This is a genomic window from Dyella japonica DSM 16301 (assembly GCF_001010355.1).
GTDB lineage: Bacteria > Pseudomonadota > Gammaproteobacteria > Xanthomonadales > Rhodanobacteraceae > Dyella > Dyella japonica.
Genome location: NZ_JPLA01000045.1, coordinates 18,655 through 35,528 on the forward strand (window position 1 = coordinate 18,655; position 16,874 = coordinate 35,528).

At 66.1% G+C, this 16,874-nt stretch carries 14 protein-coding genes; 9 read left to right on the forward strand and 5 right to left on the reverse strand.

The genetic code is table 11. The features are described from left to right. The first annotated feature begins 115 nt into the window (after positions 1–115). The 6 genes from Y882_RS15595 (at position 116) to Y882_RS20285 (ending at position 5,287) form a co-directional block, all read left to right on the forward strand. Entirely contained in the window at positions 116–1,072 is a 957-nt protein-coding gene (locus tag Y882_RS15595; protein WP_046972875.1) for an acetyl-CoA carboxylase carboxyltransferase subunit alpha, read from the forward strand. Between the two features lie 146 nt (positions 1,073–1,218). Beyond that, complete coding sequence (locus Y882_RS15600; protein ID WP_046972876.1) at positions 1,219–1,974, forward strand: NYN domain-containing protein; 756 nt, start codon at positions 1,219–1,221, stop codon at positions 1,972–1,974. Then, positions 1,967–3,256, forward strand: coding sequence for a tRNA lysidine(34) synthetase TilS (gene tilS, locus Y882_RS15605; protein ID WP_052950060.1), 1,290 nt, complete (start codon positions 1,967–1,969; stop codon positions 3,254–3,256). Before Y882_RS15600 ends, tilS begins: the two co-directional genes overlap by 8 nt. Positions 3,257–3,305: 49 nt before the next feature. Beyond that, positions 3,306–3,557, forward strand: a complete 252-nt coding sequence (locus Y882_RS15610; RefSeq protein WP_038580060.1) for an exodeoxyribonuclease VII small subunit — start codon at positions 3,306–3,308, stop codon at positions 3,555–3,557. Beyond that, a complete protein-coding gene (locus tag Y882_RS15615; RefSeq protein ID WP_425479476.1) occupies positions 3,517–4,449 on the forward strand; it encodes a polyprenyl synthetase family protein in 933 nt (310 codons plus the stop codon). The genes Y882_RS15610 and Y882_RS15615 overlap by 41 nt, the downstream gene beginning before the upstream one ends. Before the next feature lie 88 nt (positions 4,450–4,537). Continuing rightward, positions 4,538–5,287 (forward strand): hypothetical protein, encoded by a 750-nt coding sequence (locus tag Y882_RS20285; RefSeq protein ID WP_052950062.1) that lies wholly within the window; start codon positions 4,538–4,540, stop codon positions 5,285–5,287. A 41-nt stretch (positions 5,288–5,328) separates the two neighbouring features. Here the strand turns inward: Y882_RS20285 and Y882_RS15625 are convergent, their stop codons facing one another. Together Y882_RS15625 and pmbA are read right to left on the reverse strand one after the other, a co-directional pair. Beyond that, positions 5,329–5,769 carry a DUF4870 domain-containing protein gene (locus tag Y882_RS15625; RefSeq protein WP_046972878.1) on the reverse strand — a complete coding sequence of 147 codons (441 nt, stop codon included), beginning with the start codon at positions 5,767–5,769 and terminating at the stop codon, positions 5,329–5,331. 98 nt (positions 5,770–5,867) lie between these two features. Next, complete coding sequence (gene pmbA / locus Y882_RS15630; protein WP_046972879.1) at positions 5,868–7,220, reverse strand: metalloprotease PmbA; 1,353 nt, start codon at positions 7,218–7,220, stop codon at positions 5,868–5,870. A gap of 112 nt (positions 7,221–7,332) precedes the next feature. Here pmbA and Y882_RS15635 point away from each other — a divergent pair, with 112 nt between their 5' ends. Then, complete coding sequence (locus Y882_RS15635) at positions 7,333–7,581, forward strand: DUF1653 domain-containing protein (RefSeq protein WP_046972880.1); 249 nt, start codon at positions 7,333–7,335, stop codon at positions 7,579–7,581. A 29-nt stretch (positions 7,582–7,610) separates the two neighbouring features. Further along, a complete protein-coding gene (gene yjgA, locus Y882_RS15640; protein WP_046972881.1) occupies positions 7,611–8,192 on the forward strand; it encodes a ribosome biogenesis factor YjgA in 582 nt (193 codons plus the stop codon). A 292-nt stretch (positions 8,193–8,484) separates the two neighbouring features. Here yjgA and Y882_RS15645 read toward each other — a convergent pair whose 3' ends face one another. Next, positions 8,485–9,906, reverse strand: coding sequence for a YeiH family protein (locus Y882_RS15645; RefSeq protein ID WP_046972882.1), 1,422 nt, complete (start codon positions 9,904–9,906; stop codon positions 8,485–8,487). A 157-nt stretch (positions 9,907–10,063) separates the two neighbouring features. Continuing rightward, positions 10,064–11,503, reverse strand: a complete 1,440-nt coding sequence (gene tldD, locus Y882_RS15650) for a metalloprotease TldD (RefSeq protein WP_046972883.1) — start codon at positions 11,501–11,503, stop codon at positions 10,064–10,066. 143 nt (positions 11,504–11,646) lie between these two features. Here tldD and Y882_RS15655 point away from each other — a divergent pair, with 143 nt between their 5' ends. Continuing rightward, positions 11,647–12,852 (forward strand): sterol desaturase family protein, encoded by a 1,206-nt coding sequence (locus Y882_RS15655; RefSeq protein ID WP_046972884.1) that lies wholly within the window; start codon positions 11,647–11,649, stop codon positions 12,850–12,852. Between the two features lie 97 nt (positions 12,853–12,949). Here Y882_RS15655 and Y882_RS15660 read toward each other — a convergent pair whose 3' ends face one another. Then, positions 12,950–16,843, reverse strand: coding sequence for a YhdP family protein (locus Y882_RS15660; RefSeq protein WP_244466366.1), 3,894 nt, complete (start codon positions 16,841–16,843; stop codon positions 12,950–12,952). Between the last annotated feature and the right edge of the window lie 31 nt (positions 16,844–16,874).

The window sequence follows — 16,874 nt, forward strand, 5'->3', positions numbered from 1 at the left end:
CTCACTTCTCACTCCTCTTAACTATTTCTTCGCTCTTACCCCCCATACGCCCCCGTTCCCGCGAAATTCCGCGGACCGGTATACTTGCGCGCTTCCGTGTCATGAACTGCACCGAATGAATCCCAACTTCCTCGATTTCGAACAACCCATCGCCGAGCTGGACGCGAAGATTGAAGAGCTTCGCCATGCCAGTCACGGGCAGGCGTTCAACATCGACGAAGAAGTCGCCCGCCTGCGCGAGAAGCTGAAGCTCAAGACCAACGAGATCTTCCGCAACCTCACGCCGTGGCAGGTGACTCAGCTGTCGCGCCATCCGGGCCGTCCGTACACGCTCGATTACATCAGCGTGATGTGCGACGAGTTCCACGAGCTGGCGGGCGATCGCGCCTATGCGGACGATGCCGCCATCGTCGGTGGCCTGGGCCGCATCAATGGTCGCTCGGTGATGATCATCGGCCACCAGAAGGCCCGCGATACCAAGGGCAAGGTACGCCGCAACTTCGGCATGCCGCGTCCGGAGGGTTACCGCAAGGCACTGCGCCTGATGAAGATGGCCGAGCGTTTCGGCCTGCCCCTGATCACCCTTATCGACACCCCGGGCGCCTACCCCGGCGTCGGCGCCGAAGAGCGCGGCCAGTCCGAAGCCATCGCCCGCAACCTGCTGGAAATGGCCGACCTGAAGACGCCCATCATCTGCACCGTGATCGGTGAAGGCGGCTCCGGCGGCGCGCTGGCCATCGGCGTGGGCGACCGCACGGTCATGCTGCAGTACTCCACGTACTCGGTGATCTCGCCGGAAGGCTGCGCGTCCATCCTGTGGAAGAGCGCCGAGAAGGCCCGCGACGCGGCCGAGGCCCTGGGCCTCACTGCCCCGCGCCTGCTCGAGCTGGGCCTGGTCGACAAGGTCGTGCGCGAGCCGCTGGGCGGCGCCCATCGCAACCCGCATTCGATGGCAGTGCGCCTGAAGGCCGTCCTGCTCAACCAGCTCGACGAGCTGGAAGCCCTGCCGGTCAAGGATCTGATGGACCTGCGCTACAAGCGCCTGCGCGGCTACGGCGCGTACATCGAATAACAAAACATCTCCCTGTAGGAGCGCACCCTGTGCGCGATGGGCCTGCGAGGCAGGCCCGTTCGCGCACAGGGTGCGCTCCTACAAAGAAACACGATCGTCGCCCCAGCGCGCTACCATCCGTGCCAACGTCGCCCGGAATCGCGTCCATGGCCAACGAACACACCAGCAAGCTGGCTGTCCTGATCGATGCCGACAACGCGCAACCGGCCATTGCCGAGCCGTTGCTCGCTGAAGTGGCCAAGTACGGCACCGCGCACGTCAAGCGTGCGTATGGCGATTGGACGTCCAATCACCTCAAGAGCTGGAAAGAGCAGCTGCTCACCCAATCGATCCAGCCGATCCAGCAGTTCGGCTATACCAGCGGCAAGAACGCCACCGATTCGGCGATGATCATCGATGCGATGGACCTGCTCTATTCGGGGCGCTTCGATGGCTTTTGCATCGTCTCCAGCGACAGCGACTTCACCCGCCTGGCCGCGCGCATCCGCGAGTCGGGACTGATCGTCTATGGCTTCGGCGAACGCAAGACGCCCGACCCGTTCGTGGCGGCCTGCGACAAGTTCATCTACACCGACATCATCGTCGGCAAGCCCGATGAAGAGCAGCCGCTCAAGCCGCGCACGGCCGCCCAGCTCAAGCAGGATTCGAGCCTGGTGAATCTGCTGCGCAATGCCCTGGAAGCGGCTTCAGATGACGATGGATGGGCCGCGCTCGGCGGCGTGGGTTCCATCATCACCAAGCAGCGTCCGAACTTCGACGCTCGCAGCTATGGCTACAACAAGCTCAGCGAATTGATTGCCGCCACCACGCTGTTCGAGCTCGATCGCCGCAGCCCCGGCGAAGGCCGCCCCAAGGTGATCTACGTGCGCAACAAGGGCAAGAAGACCGCGGCTCGTGAATAAGCTGATCGACACGCTGCGCGAGGCCTTGCAGAAACACGCGCAAGGGCCGTTGTGCGTTGCCTACAGCGGCGGCCCCGACTCCACCGCGTTGCTGCACGCACTGGCCCAATTGCCGGAAGCGAAGGCGCGCGACTTGCGCGCCCTGCATATCGACCACGGCCTGCATGCGGACAGCGCCGACTGGGCCGAACGCTGCAAACAGATGGCCCGCGAATGGGGTGTGCCCTGCCTGGTGCTGCGCGTCCACGTCGATCATGCGCGTGGCTATGGCTTGGAGGCAGCGGCGCGCGATGCCCGTTACCGTGCGTTCGCGGCCTCGCTGCGTCAGGGCGAACGACTGTTGTTGGCGCACCACCGCGACGACCAGGCCGAAACCGTCCTGCTCAAATTGCTGCGTGGCGCCGGGCCGGAAGGGCTGGGCGGCATGCGCGTCACGCGTCGTCTCGGCGAAGGCCTGCTATGGCGTCCGCTGCTGGACACGCCGCGTGACGCGTTGCGCCGCTATGTGGCGCAATACGATCTGCCCTGCATCGACGATCCATCGAACAACGATGCGCGGCTCTCGCGCAATTTTCTTCGCCACGAGATCCTGCCGCGCCTCACCCAGCACTGGCCGCAGGCGGTGGACTCCATCGTGCACAGCGCCAGCCTCCACCGCGCCGCCACCGAAACGCTGGAGCAGCAGTGGCGCAGCGAGCAGGCGCGCCTGCTCGACACCACCAACGGCAGCCTCGACGCCCACGGCTGGCTTGCACTTTCGCCCGCGCTGCGGCATCCACTGCTGGACGACTGGCTGCACGCGCGCGGACTCACCGCCCCCACCACGGCCCAGCGCGAGCAGATCGAACGCCAGTGCACGGCACGCGACGGGCAGTTGCCCTGTATCCGCTGGGCCGGTGCCGAGGTGCATGTGTGGCGGGGACGCCTGTGGGCGCTGCCGCCGCAACCGCCGATCGATCCGCACTGGCAGGCCCACTGGCACGGCGAACCGCTGGCCTTGCCCGATGGCGGCAGCCTGCGGCTCGATCCGCCCGGGCAGCTGAGCGACTCGCTCAGCATCCGCCTGCGCCGTGGCGGCGAGCAGCTGCGGCCGGCGGGAGATGCGCATACCCGCGAGCTGCGCGACCTGTTCCAGCAAGGCGGCATGCCGCCATGGCGTCGGCTGGCCTGCCCCATGCTTTACGCGGGCGAGGAACTGATCGGGGTGGGCGACCGCTGGCTGAGCGCGCGTGGCGTGGCCTTGTTCGGCCAGGCACGGCCCCTATGGCAACCGGCCTACTGAGCGTTGTTTCGATTGATTCCGCACCGCCCCTGCGCTAGCTTTGCGGGCCATGGCCAAGTCTGCATCCGCCCCCGTCGCCCCCGCCGCCGATTTCGAACACTCGCTGGACGAACTCGAGCAGTTGGTTGCGCGTATGGAAGGCGGCGAATTGAGCCTGGACGAATCCCTGTCCTCCTTCGAACGCGGCATCGGCCTATATCGCCATTGCCAGCAGGCATTGGAAAATGCCGAGTTGCGCGTACGGATGCTGCTCGACCCCGATGCCCCAGACACAGCCGAACCTTTTGAACCCGAGCTCTGAGAGCTCCGAGCTTGGCGCCCAGCTCAAGTCGCTGATCGCCCGCGCCGAAGAGGCGCTCGTCCGTTCCCTTCCGCCGGAAGACACCGCGCCCATCGAGCTGCACCGGGCGATGCGTTACGCCGTGCTCGGCGGCGGCAAGCGCCTGCGTCCGCTGCTGGTCTATGCGGCCGGCCATGCGTTTGGCGAAACCGGCTCACGCCTGGATGCGCCGGCGGTGGCGGTGGAGCTGATCCACGCCTATTCGCTGGTGCATGACGATCTGCCGGCGATGGACGATGACGCCATGCGCCGCGGCCGTCCCACCTGCCACATCGTGTTCGGCGAGGCGATGGCCATCCTGGCCGGCGACGCGCTGCAGGCCCTGGCGTTCGAACTGCTGGCCCATGACGTGGACCTTGGCGTCTCGCCGGCGCGCTGCGTGGAGATGCTGCGCGTGCTCGGCCGCGCCTGCGGTGCCGACGGCATGGCCGGTGGCCAGGCGCTGGACCTGGCCGCGGTGGGACGCAAGCTCACGCTCACCGAGCTGGAGTTCATGCACGCCTGCAAGACCGGCGCGCTGATCCGCGCCGCCGTGCGTCTGGGTGGCCTGGCCGCCGGCGCCTCGGACGATGAGCTCTCCGCGCTCGATCGCTATGGCCATGCCGTGGGCCTGGCCTTCCAGGTGCGCGACGACATTCTCGACGTGGAAGGCGAGTCGGCCGTGCTCGGCAAGACCGCCGGCAAGGACGCGGCCGCCGACAAGCCGACCTTCCCCTCGATCATCGGCATGGCCGCATCGCGCGAACATCTGGCCCGCCTCACGCAGGATGCACTCGACGCCATCGCACCGTTCGGCGAACGCGCCGGCCTGCTGGAAGAACTGGCGCGCTACGCCGCGGCGCGCCTGCGCTGAGCGACTGCTCGGCAGCTTGCCGACAACGGGTCAACAGTCGCCACGCTCGAACGTTCCTGCGTGTTAGATCCCCGACTGTGCCGATCCGATGCCCTTGCTCCGCTCTACCCGCAGCCGTTGGCTCGGCGCCTCGCTCGTGCTGATCACCGGCGCCGCCATCGCGGCACAGTCCACCGATTTCTCCGGCGCCTGGCGCCTGGACGATCGCAACAGCGATAGCGCGGATGGCTTGACCAACGCGATGCGCGTGGAGGCGCGCAAGGAGCTGGCGGCGCGCCAGCAGTCCTCAGCGCCCGCCTCGTCGTCCTCCAGCGCGCCGCCTGCCGGCTCGCATGGCGGCGGGCGCCACGGTGGTGGTGGGATGGGTGGGGGTGGCACCGGCGGCGGTGGCATGGGCGGTGGCGGCCACGGTGGCGGCATGGGCGGCGGTGGTCACGGCCACCGTGGCGACAGCGGCGACAGCAAACCGGCATCGAGCACCGACAAGGATCCCATCGCGACGGCCTCCTACCCGATGCCGCCGATGCTGCAGAACGACTCGGTCCTGCTGGTGCAGCAGGATGCCAAGACCTTCCAGGTCCGCCTGAATAACGGCGACCAGCTGACCGGCAAGCTGGACGGCGTGGCCCGCCAGTCGCTCAACGGCAACGCGATGGTGCGTGGCCAGATCATGAGTGGCCAGCTGGTGGTGACTATCCGCTACGCCGACGGCACCCAGCTCGACCAGACCTGGGCCATGTCAGACGACGGCAAGCAGATGGTGGTGACCGGCGCCTGGAAGGTACCCACGCTGGAGCAGCCGGTGGGCTTCAAACGCGTCTACGTGGGCCTGCACTGAATGGAAAAAGGCGACCCGAGGGTCGCCTCTTTTTTGCTGGTTTAGCTGATGAGCCGCAAGGTGAACGGGTAGCGATAACGCACGCCTTCGTTCGCCCGGATCGCGGCAATGATGGTGAACACCAGCCACGCCACACCGACCACGATGCCCACGGGGACGGCAATCAGCACGCCAAGGCCCAGCGTGATCAGCGTCAGCACGAACAGCGCAAAGAACACGATGGCCACGGTGATGTTGAAGTTCAGCGCCTCTTTGCCCTGGTCGTTGACGAAGGGCATGCTGTCCTTCTTCACCAACCAGATGATCAGCGGCCCGAGGAAGCAGCCCCAGCCGAACCAATGGCCGGTGATGATGAGGCCCAGCAGCGCGGACAGATGGGCGAACATCGCCCACTGGCGCTCCTGAACGCTGGGGACATCGGACGGCGGCACGGAGGAGCCGCTCGACGGCGGCGGTACGACGGACTCGGGCGGAACGCTCATGCGTGCATCTCCTGGGTCGTAAAGGCCTGATTGTTCAGTCAGCTACTGCTGACGGCCTCATCCTAGCAAGTGTCCGCCCGTATTACCGGTGCAGCTAGTCACTCTCCGGCGATGGTCATCTGCTCCAGCAGAATCGAGCCGGTCAGCAGGTGCGAGCGGTGATCCACGTCCGCGCCCACGGCCACGATATTGGCGTACATGTCGCGCAGGTTCGCGGCGATGGTGATCTCTTCCACCGGGTAGGCGATCTGGCCGTTCTCCACCCAGAAGCCGGCCGCGCCGCGCGAGTAATCGCCGGTGATGGTGGACACGCCCTGCCCCATCACCTCGGTGACCACCAGGCCGGTGCCCATGCGCTTGAGCATGCCGGCGAAATCGTCCTGGCCGGGCTGCACGATCATGTTGTGGATGCCGCCGGCATTGCCGGTGGATTCCAGGCCCAGCTTGCGCGCCGAATAGCTGCCGAGCACGTAGCGTGCGAGCACGCCGTTCTCGATCAGCGAGCTGTCACGCGTGGCCACACCCTCGGCGTCGAACGAGCCCGAACCCTGCCCGCGCATCACGAACGGACGCTCCACGATATTCATCCAGGACGGCATGACCTGCTTGCCGGCGTGGTCCAGCAAAAAACTGGCACCGCGGTACAGCGCGCCGCCGCTGACGGCGCCGATCAGATGACCGATCAGCCCGCGCGCGACTTCAGGGGTGAACAGCACGGGGCACTGACGCGTGGACAGTGAGCGTGCCCCCATCCGCGCCAGCGTACGCTGCGCGGCCTTGTCGCCGAGCGCCTGGGCGCTGATGAAATCATCCGCCGAGCGCACGCTGTCGTACCAATAGTCGCGCTGCATGCCGTCGTCGTCGCCGGCAATCAGCGCCACCGACAGCGAATGTCGGGTGCCGCGCTCGCGGCCGACAAAACCATGTGAGTTGGCGTAGACGGCCAGGCTTTCGCCCATCTGCACGCTGGCGCCATCGGAATTGGTGATGCCGGCGTGGGCGCGGCCGGCGTCCTCGATCTGCTTGCCCAGTTCGATCGCCTGGTCGGTCTCGATCCGCCACGGATGCCACAGGTCCAGATCGGGGAACTGGGTGGCCATGCGGGACGCGTCGGCCAGGCCGGCCGCCGGGTCTTCCTCGGTGTAGCGGGCGATCGCGCAAGCCTGTTCCAGCGTGGCCTGGATGGAATCGGGATTGAGGTCGGCCGTGCTGGCCGAGCCCTTGCGCTGCCCGAAATAGACCGTGAGCCCGAAGCCGCGGTCGCGCGTGTGCTCGACCGTTTCCACCTCGCCCAGGCGCACGTTCACGTTCAGACCCGTGTCGATGCTGGCGGCCACCTCGGCCTGGCTGGCGCCGGCGGCGCGGGCCCGGCGAATCACGTCCTCGGCCAGTTGGGCCAGACGGTCGAGTTCGTCGTTGCTGCGGTCCTGGGTGGGGCTGAGCTGGGTCACGCGGCTTTTCCTACGGGAATGCGGGGAACGGGTAGAATACGCGGTCCTAGCCGCGCAACTCCGAAAGTGGGGGTCGCGTACACGAAAGCAACGGAGCGTCGCGGAGAACGCCATGTCACTGACAGCCGGCATCTACCGCCACTACAAAGGCCAGCGTTACCGCGTCCTGGGCACGGCCCGGCACAGCGAAACGATGGAAGAGGTAGTGGTCTACCAGGCGCTCTATGGCGATTACGGCCTGTGGGTACGTCCCGCCGCCATGTTCTGCGAAACCGTGGAGCTGGAGGGCGAGCCGATTTCCCGCTTCGCCCTGGAACAGGCCGAACCGGACCTGCTCGACGGCGTCATCGCCGCCCCCTGAGCGTTTGCTCCACCCGTTGGAATACTCCTGTGAACCGCACCTACACCGACAATCCGGACCACGATTACGGCCCAACCCGTACGCAGCAACGCAAGGACGCGCTGGCCGTGCTGGCCTTGGCCGTCCAGTTGCTCGAGCTGCCGCCAAGCAAGCTGGCCAGGCTGGAGTTGCCGGAAGACGTGGAGCGCGAGATTGCCAACACGCGCCGCATCACCGCGCATATCGCGCGCAAGCGGCAGCTGGCCTTCCTGGCCAAGGTGATGCGTCGTCACGACGCCAGCGTGTTTGACGGCGTGCGCGCTGCGCTGGGCGAGAACCGCGATCGCCAGCGCCAGGAAACGGCTGCCATGCACCGCCTGGAAGCCACCCGCGATCGCCTGCTGAGTGACCCCGACAACGCCATGAGCGACGTGATCGCCCAGTATCCGAATGTCGACCGCCAGCACCTGCGTTCGCTGGTGCGCCAGGCCAAGATCGAGAAAGACGGCAACAAGCCGCCGCGGGCGTACCGCGAGATCTATCAGTTGCTGAAGGACCTGGCGGCGGGGAACCGCACGGACGAGGCCGCCGACGAAGACGCCGACGATTTGCCGGAAGAGAACGAAGACTGAGGCAAGCGTGAGTCGCGCACAGGGTGCGCTCCCACAGGATGGTCGTCACCTTGTGGGAGCGCACCCTGTGCGCGACTCAACCCGCCTCAGTTTTCAACGGGGCTAAACCGCCCACACGCATCCCCCGGCGACACAAAACAATCGTGCACCTCGCATAACGCGCTCGCCCCGATGCTCGCCCCATAAGCCGAGCCGAACGACGCCAAACCCGGCACACGCTGTTCCATCTCGCGCGGATCATCGCAACGATGACGACAGTGCTCGCAACGCGCCGCGACTGTCACCACCGCACTCATCCGCCGAGCCCGTTCCAATAGTTCGCAAACACGTGCACCGACAGCACGTAGCCGATGATCACGTTGACCACCACGCCCGCGGTAAACGCCGCCAGCGGACGCCAGCCTGTCGCCGTGAGCGAACGCAACCGCGTGGTGAGTCCGATGCTCAGGAAGCAAAACGTGAAGGCCCAGGTGCGCAGCGTGCTGATCGGTGCGACCAGATCGGGCGTGACGACCTTGCGGTAGTCGGCCAGCGAATAGTGACTCGCAATCCACGTGACCAGGGCGGAGGCGATCACGAAGCCGAACACGAACTTCGGAAAGCGCGCCCAGATTTCGCGCACATCGGCTTTCGCCTGTACGCCATCCTCGGACGTGTTCCAACGCGTCGTGGCAACCCACGCCAGCACGAACGCCCAGATGCCGATCCAGATATCGCGGCCCACCACTTTCATCAGCGTGAATGCCTGCACAGCCGCATCCGGTGCGCCGGCGATGGCGCCACCTGCATTGCGGGCGGCATCACCGTAGGCCTGCGCTGCCGCCACGCCGGCCGCATCCGCGAACTCGGACGTGCCGATCCACGCACCGGCCACCGGCGTGGACAGACCCAGCGCGCGCGAGGCGAACGGCAGCACGAAGATCATCACGATCGCCCATACCACCACCAGGGTGATGGCGACCGAGGTATCTTCGCGACGCGCGCGCACCGCGCCACCGCTGGCGATCGCTGCCGAGACGCCGCACACTGCACCGCCGACGCCTAGCACCGCAGCGAAACGCTTATCGAGACCCAGGGCCTTGCCTGCTAGAAAAATGGTGAAGAAGGTGGCGAGCGAGACGATGGTCGCCTGCCCTACCGCCACGGGACCCGCCCAGAACAACAACGTCAGCGGCAACGTCGCACCGAGCAGCACGATGCCCACCTTGATGTAGAACTCCACGCGCAAGCCCGACTGGAACCACTCGGGTAGCTTCACCGTGTTGGAGACGACCAGCCCCAATCCCAGCGCGAGCAGCGGCGCCTCGAGGTTGTAGCGCGAAGCCTCGACCCACGCCGAGGTCGTGAAGATCAGCAGCGACACCACGAACAGGATCGCAAACGCAGGCAGAAAACGCGTCAGCGAGTGCCCGAGCACCGCAAGCCCGGTGCCGAACAACAGCGCGAAAGCAGCAAACAGCGCGAGATAGTTGGGTGCGTGGGAAACCACGCCCTGCCACGCTTCCGCCAGCGTCTTCCACTTCGCCGGCGCCACCGCCAGCCACTTCAGGCTGCTGCCGTTCGCAAACAGCGCCCAGGCCACCACGATCACCAGCAGGCCGATCCACACCGACCACCAGTCTTCGTTGGAGAACACGCCCCATCGCGCGGAGCGCGTGGCGGCAACCGCCTGGGCACGGGCCTGACCCGGCAGAACTCGTGTCGCTTCGCTCATCGCACCGCCCCTCACCGTAAGATGAACCGGACGTCCAGACGTCCGGGCGGCCAACGGGAAAAGCCGCAGCGGACACTGTCCGGCTGCGGCTCGTCAAAGCGAAATGAGCTTTTGTTCTATCGATATAGCCGCAGGCTGGCGGCCCCGATGAGCGGCGTCAGGACGCCGTGCCACCCACCGTCATCGCATCGACCTTGAGCGTCGGCTGGCCCACGCCCACGGGCACGCTCTGGCCATCCTTGCCGCATACACCGACGCCCTCGTCCAGCGCCAAATCGTTGCCGATCATCGACACGCGGTTGAGCACATCGGGGCCGGAGCCGATCAGGGTGGCGCCCTTCACCGGGCGGGTGATCTTGCCGTCCTCGATCAGGTACGCCTCGCTGGCGGAGAACACGAACTTGCCATTGGTGATGTCGACCTGGCCGCCGCCGAAATTCACGGCGTACAGGCCCTTCTTCACCGAACGGATGATCTCCTGCGGGTCGTGCTGGCCGGCAAGCATGTAGGTGTTGGTCATGCGCGGCATCGGCAGCTGCGCGAACGACTCGCGGCGGCCGTTGCCGGTGGGCGCCATGCCCATCAGGCGCGCATTGAGCTTGTCCTGCATATAGCCCTTGAGGATGCCGTCCTCGATGAGCGTGGTGCATTCGGTGGCGGTGCCCTCGTCGTCCACGCTGAGCGAGCCGCGGCGACCCGTGATCGTGCCGTCGTCCACCACGGTGACGCCCGGCGCGGCGACGCGTTGCCCGATGCGGCCGGCGAAGGCCGAGCTGCCCTTGCGGTTGAAGTCGCCTTCCAGGCCGTGGCCGATCGCTTCGTGCAGCAGCACGCCCGGCCAGCCCGGACCCAGCACCACCGGCATGCTGCCGGCGGGCGCGTCGACGGCCTCCAGATTGACCAGCGCACCGCGCACCGCTTCATCGGCAAAGCCCATGGCGCGGCCGTTCTCGATCAGCTCGCGGTAGCCATAACGGCCACCGCCACCGGAGCTGCCCTGCTCGCGGCGGCCGTTCTGCTCGGCGATCACGGTGACATTCATGCGCACCAGCGGGCGCACGTCGGCGGCCAGGGTGCCGTCGGAGGCGGCGATCAGCACCGTATCCATGGTGGCGGACAGGCTGACGATGACCTGCTTCACGCGCGGGTCGCGGGAGCGCGCATAGGCATCCACTTCGCGCAGCAAGGCGATCTTGTCGGGGTTGGGCAGGCTTTCGACCGGGTCGATCGCCGGATACAGCTGGCGGGCGCCGTTGAGCGCCAGCGGCTTGCCGGCACCGTTACCGCCCTGGGCGATGGCGCGGGCGGCCTTGGAGGCCTCCAGCAGCTGCGGCAGCACGATCTCGTCGGAATACGCGAAGCCGGTCTTTTCGCCGCTGATCGCCCGCACGCCCACGCCCTGCTCGATGGAGTGGCTGCCATCCTTCACGATGCCCTCCTCCAGCACCCAGGACTCGCTGCGCGAATGCTGGAAATACAGGTCGGCGGCGTCGATGGAGGGGCCCATCAACTGGTTGAAGACGCGGTCTAGGTCGGTGGCGGCCAGGCCGCCCGGCGACAGCAGGCGACGTTCTGCCTGCGCGATCAGGGAATCCATGTAGTCGATGCCGTTTGCAAAAGGGGGACTTTAGCAAGTTGGGGCCATTCGCCGGGCGTTTAAAGCCTCGTCTGATGGAGCGGAGCCGGGCCAGCGGTTAGGATGCCGCCATCCATTGATGACGCACATGTGAAGGAACACGTATGAGCGACACACCCCGGCAGCCGCTGGCCCACAAGGTGATCGACCGCACCATCAAGGCACCCATCGGGGAAGCCCGCGAGCTGCTGCACAAGGACGGCGAGCTCAAGCCCGGCCAGGGCATGGTGAGCAGCATCATCGCGCTGTCGCTGGGCTTCCTGAGCCTGCTGGCGGTGCTGGCCTTCCACTTCCCGCAGTACCTGACCACGCCCGACCTGCGCCACCAGTATTCGGTCGATGTGCTGCGCCAGCTGCTGCTGGCCGCCCTGCTGGTGGCCGGCGGCATGTCGCTGGCCAATATCATCCTGGGCCGCGCGCGCCGGCTCAGCATGGTGGCATTCGCCCTGGTGATCGCCGCGACCGCGCTGGGCGGCTCGCGCGTGCCGGTGGGCGACTTTCCCGACCATACGCCGTACATCGGGCTGGACTGGTTCATCCTCGACCTGCTCGGCTCCACCCTGGTGTTCGTGGTGATCGAGAAGCTGTTTCCGCTGTACAAGGGCCAGACGCTGTTCCGCAAGGAATGGCAGACCGACCTGAAGCACTTCGCGGTCAATCACTTCATCGTGGGCCTGGCCCTGCTGGTGGTGAATTTCCTGCTGCACCACCTGTTCGGCTGGCTGGTGCGCAGCGACTTCCAGCAGTTCGTGCAGCACACGCCGTTCGTACCGCAGCTGCTGGTGTGCATCCTGGTGGCCGACCTGGCGCAGTACTGGACCCATCGCGGGTATCACGAGCTGCCGCTGCTCTGGCGCTTCCATGCCGTGCACCATTCGGTGAAGACCATGGACTGGCTGGCCGGTTCGCGCCAGCACATGTTGGAATTGATCGTCACGCGTGTCGCCGTGCTGGCGCCGCTGTACATCCTCGGTTTCAGCGAGGGTGTGATGAATGCCTACATCATCGTGGTGGGTTTCCAGGCCGTGTTCAATCACGCCAACGTCCATCTGCCGTGGGGTCCGCTGAAGTACGTGATCGTCACGCCGGACTTCCATCACTGGCACCACGCCTCCGACGAGGAAGCAATCGACAAGAACTACGCCGCGCACTACGCGTTTCTCGATTACCTGTTCGGCACCGCCGTGAAGTCGACCAAGCAATTTCCGGAGCGCTATGGCGTGGTGGGCGATTACATGCCCGATGGCTTCGTGCGCCAGCAGCTGTTTCCGTTTCGGGGCAGTACCAAGCCGCGAGAGCCATCGGTGTAAGAGCGGCACCTGTGGGAGCGCACCCTGTGCGCGACGGCTTGGCTACCGACCAGGCCGTCGCGCACAGGGTGCGCTCCCACACAATTCGATCGACGGCTCAACGCGCGCTGCTGCTCGCCGGCGCCGGTGAGGTGGCCGTGCCCGGCGCCGCCAACGCCGGCGGCACCGGCACATCCTTCTTCTCGATCAAGGTGATGTTGGGCTTGTCCCAGCTGCCGGTGACCTTGTAGCGCGCACTGGCGAAGCGATTGATGCCGTGCCCGAGCAGCCCCTGCGCCACGAAACCGGCCGCAATGCCAATGGGCCCACCGACAAACGCGCCGACCACCGGCAAGCTGTTGCCGGCGTGGGGTATGGCGAGCACCTGCAGGTCATAGTCCTTGGCGCGCACACCGGTGCGACCGGTGATGGAGATTTCAGCGGCGGGACTGCGAATCTGCAGGTTGTCGGTGGTCGCGTTGCCATCGCTCAACTTGAAATCGCCCGAGATGGCATCGAAGGCGAGCCCCTTGCCGAATACATCGCCGAAGTCGAAGGACAGGCGGCGCGGCAGTTCCAGCACGGACACCAGGCCGAACAGGCGCGCCACGCCCGGCGTCACTTCCGGCATGCGGCCATCGGTGATGTTGATGGTCAGCTTGCCCTCCATATTGCCCAGCTCCATCGCCGACGGCGCGCCGGGCCAGGTGGCATCCAGCTGCGAGCGCACCTTGCCGCCCGCGAGCAGACCTTCGTAGCCGAAGGCGCCGAGCATGTCGCCCATGTTCTCGGCGGCAAAATCAAAGCGCATGTGCGAACGGCTGTCGTTGGCCGTGCCATTCCAGTCGCCGACACCGTTGATCTGCACGCCGTGCGACAAGGTACGCAGCTGGTCGATATGCATGCCCTTGTCGGTCGGCCACGTTTCCAGCCTCGCCTCGCCAAGCTTGGAATCACCGAAGCGCAGATCGTTCACCCACAGGTGGAACGGCGGCAGCGCCGAGGGCGTGATGCCGGTGACGGCCGGATTGGGCGGTGGCGTCGCCGCGCCGGCAGCCGTCTGCGCGAAGCCATTCTGCGCCGTGGCGACATCGGTCGCACCGCCAGCGAATTTCTTCGGCGCCACCACATCCTTGGGCCAATACAGCCGCTGCAGCCGTGCGGTCACGCCACGGCGAGTCAGATCGGCCAGCGGGATATTGAAGCGGCCGGCCAGTGCGGCGCTGTCGACATCCACCACCAGGCCATCCGGCTGCGAGGTGGCGAGCAGATGCATGTCGGCAAATGGATGGCCAAACACCATCGCCTGCTCGGCCGTCACATCGATGCTTTCCAGGCCAGGGCCATTGTTGCTGCTGCCGGCGGCGGCGTACTGCGTCCAGCCGGTGACGTCGAGCTTGCCGGGTCGGCCGCGTATGCGTATGCCCTTCTCTGGCACCGAATCAGGCGCCTTGGTGCCGAAGGCGAACGTGGCGGCGAGCGACTGGTTGTCGTTCTGCGGAAGACGCATGCGCGCACGCACCACCTGCCCCACGCTCAGCTGCACATCACTGCCCTGCATCGGCAGGTTCATGTCCAGGTGCAGCGGCAGCGTGCCCTCCGCCGATTTCTTCAATGGCGCAGGGAAATCAAGCGTCATGCCGCTTAGCATGGAATCCACGCTCAACTGTTGCGTGCTGGCTGCCGAGCCCGGCGCCGTGAGGATGTTGAAGCCCACCGTGAAATCGCTGCGCCCATCCGCCACCTGGTTCAGCCAATCGAGCTGTTTGTAGCCCTGCGTGAGCTCGGCCATGCTGAAGCGGCCGGCCAGCTTGGCCGAGAGCGCCGTATTGGGTTGCCCGGTGGCGCCAGCGATGGCCAGATCCAGCTTGGCCGGCTGGCCGCGGAAACTCGTATCGAGCGGTCCGGCATGAAAGCCGGCCTTGTCGAAGGTGGCCGGACCGGTGAGCTTGTCGAGCTTGAGGTTCCACTCCGGCGCATCGAAATCCACGCCCTTCAATTGCGCGCGACCATCGAGGATGAAGTTGCTGGCGTCCGCCACCGGCAGGGACAGGTGGAAATCGAAGGCGCCGGTACCGCCCAGCCGCAGCTTGGACAAGGTGTCCGCGTGATGGATACCGATGGGGCTGCGCTGCACGAAGTCCATCATGCTGGCGCCCGTGCCGTTGCCGTTTACATTGAGATCGAGCACGGTGTGGCCAAGCTCGGGAATGACCGCTACCGCGTGTTCGACCTTGTTGCCCAGCGACTCGCCGGCACTGGCTTCGACGAGCATGCCGCCATTGATGAAGTTGGCGACCGCCGTGACGTTCTGCGCATGCGGCCAGTCCCGGCCATAGTTGAGCTCCAGCCCGCTGAGCTCGGCACGCCCCTCGAAGCGCCCTTCGTTGTGGTGGAACGGCCAGTCCTTCAAGTCGCCGCGCACCAGCACATCGGCGTGATCCATCTTGCCGTCGACGAGTGCCTGGTCCAGCCACTGCACCGCGGCCGGCGACATCGAATCCACCGGCCAGAACAGCTTGGCGGCGACGATATCGGCATGCGAGATGGTGGCGTACAAATCCATGAATGGACGTCCACCCTCATTGGGCAGCGCCACTTCGCCGCGCGCTTGCCCACCAAAACCCGCGCCTTCGAACTCGAATGCCTGGGTACCGATATGCAAGGCATCCTCGTCACGCCAGAACACCACGTCACCGCCGAGCCTGGACATCACGAACGGCTCGCGGAAGGTGTGCGGAAAACGCAGCACCGTGGCCTGCGCCGGCAGTGAAACTGCCATCGCCTGCGCATCGCCACGAAACTCGCCGCGGATGCCATCGATACCGGGCAATTTACCGACCGGATTGATCGCGACGTTGTCGAAGGCGACCTGCAGCTCACGCAAACCTTCGGCGTGACTCCAGCCGAACTGCGCCTGGCTGATCTGCCCGCGCGGCTTGCCCGTACCAACCCACTGCGCCAGCCCCGGCGACAACTGCGGCTTGAGCGCCAGCCAGGGCACCAGCGGCGCCAGCTGCAGGTTGCGCGCAACGACGTCGACACTGGCCTGATCGGAGTTCATGCCCTTGAGCGAGGCGACGGCGATGCCGCCGTCGTCGGCCGCCCAGCGGATGGTGTAACTGTCCTTGCCTATGGCGACTTCGGCCAGGCCATCGAGGCCTTCCGCGCTGGCGGTGGCGCCATCGGGGTTGCCCAGTTTCAGATCGCTCAGATGAAAACGCGTGAGGCTGCGCACGACGCGCGCGTCGCGCCAATCCAACCAGCTTTCGAACGAACCGCTGCCGCTGTCGGCCGTATAGCCGGCCATATCGATGCCGGTGGACAAGGCATGCAGATCGAGATTGCTGCCGCTGATCCACAGCTTGCCGTCCGCGCCGTCGTCGCTGAAATTGCCTGCGCCACGTACCTGCCCCGGCGTACCCTCGCGACGCAGCAAGGCACCTACGCGTATGCGACGCCCCTGTCGGCTCAGGCGCAATTGGTCCGCCAGCAAGGTGAAGTGTCGGTTGATGCGGTTGTCGGTGATATCCAGTCGCGTATCGCTCAACGACAAGCCGATCGAAAACTGGTTGAAGCCAGGCTTCTGTTTCTCCTCGCCGCCGGCAAGACCAAACCCGTTGACGTGCCAGGTGCCGTCGGTATCGCGGCTGAGATCAAACTGCAGCCCACGCGCATGCAGGTTGACCACATGGCGCGATGGCAACAGCCAGCCGCCCGGATCGAGCTTGAGCTCGGCCTCGGGAATCTTCAGCGGCGCGCCGCCGTCCCCCGAACCAATGGTCACGCCGCGCATGACGAACATCGGACCGGAAGGCTGCCAGCGGCCTTCCATCGACTCGAAGGTCACCGGACGATGCAACCTCGCGGCCAGCTGCGTCTCCACCCATGCCGGGTGCTTGGCCAGCAGCGGCAGCAGCAATTGCGCCAGGCCCATCAGCACGGCCAGCGAAATCACGGCCACGCCAACCACCCAGGCGACGGCCCGGGCGCAGAAATGGGTACGTTTCAACCAGGCTGCGCTCACGACTGGCTCGCGACGC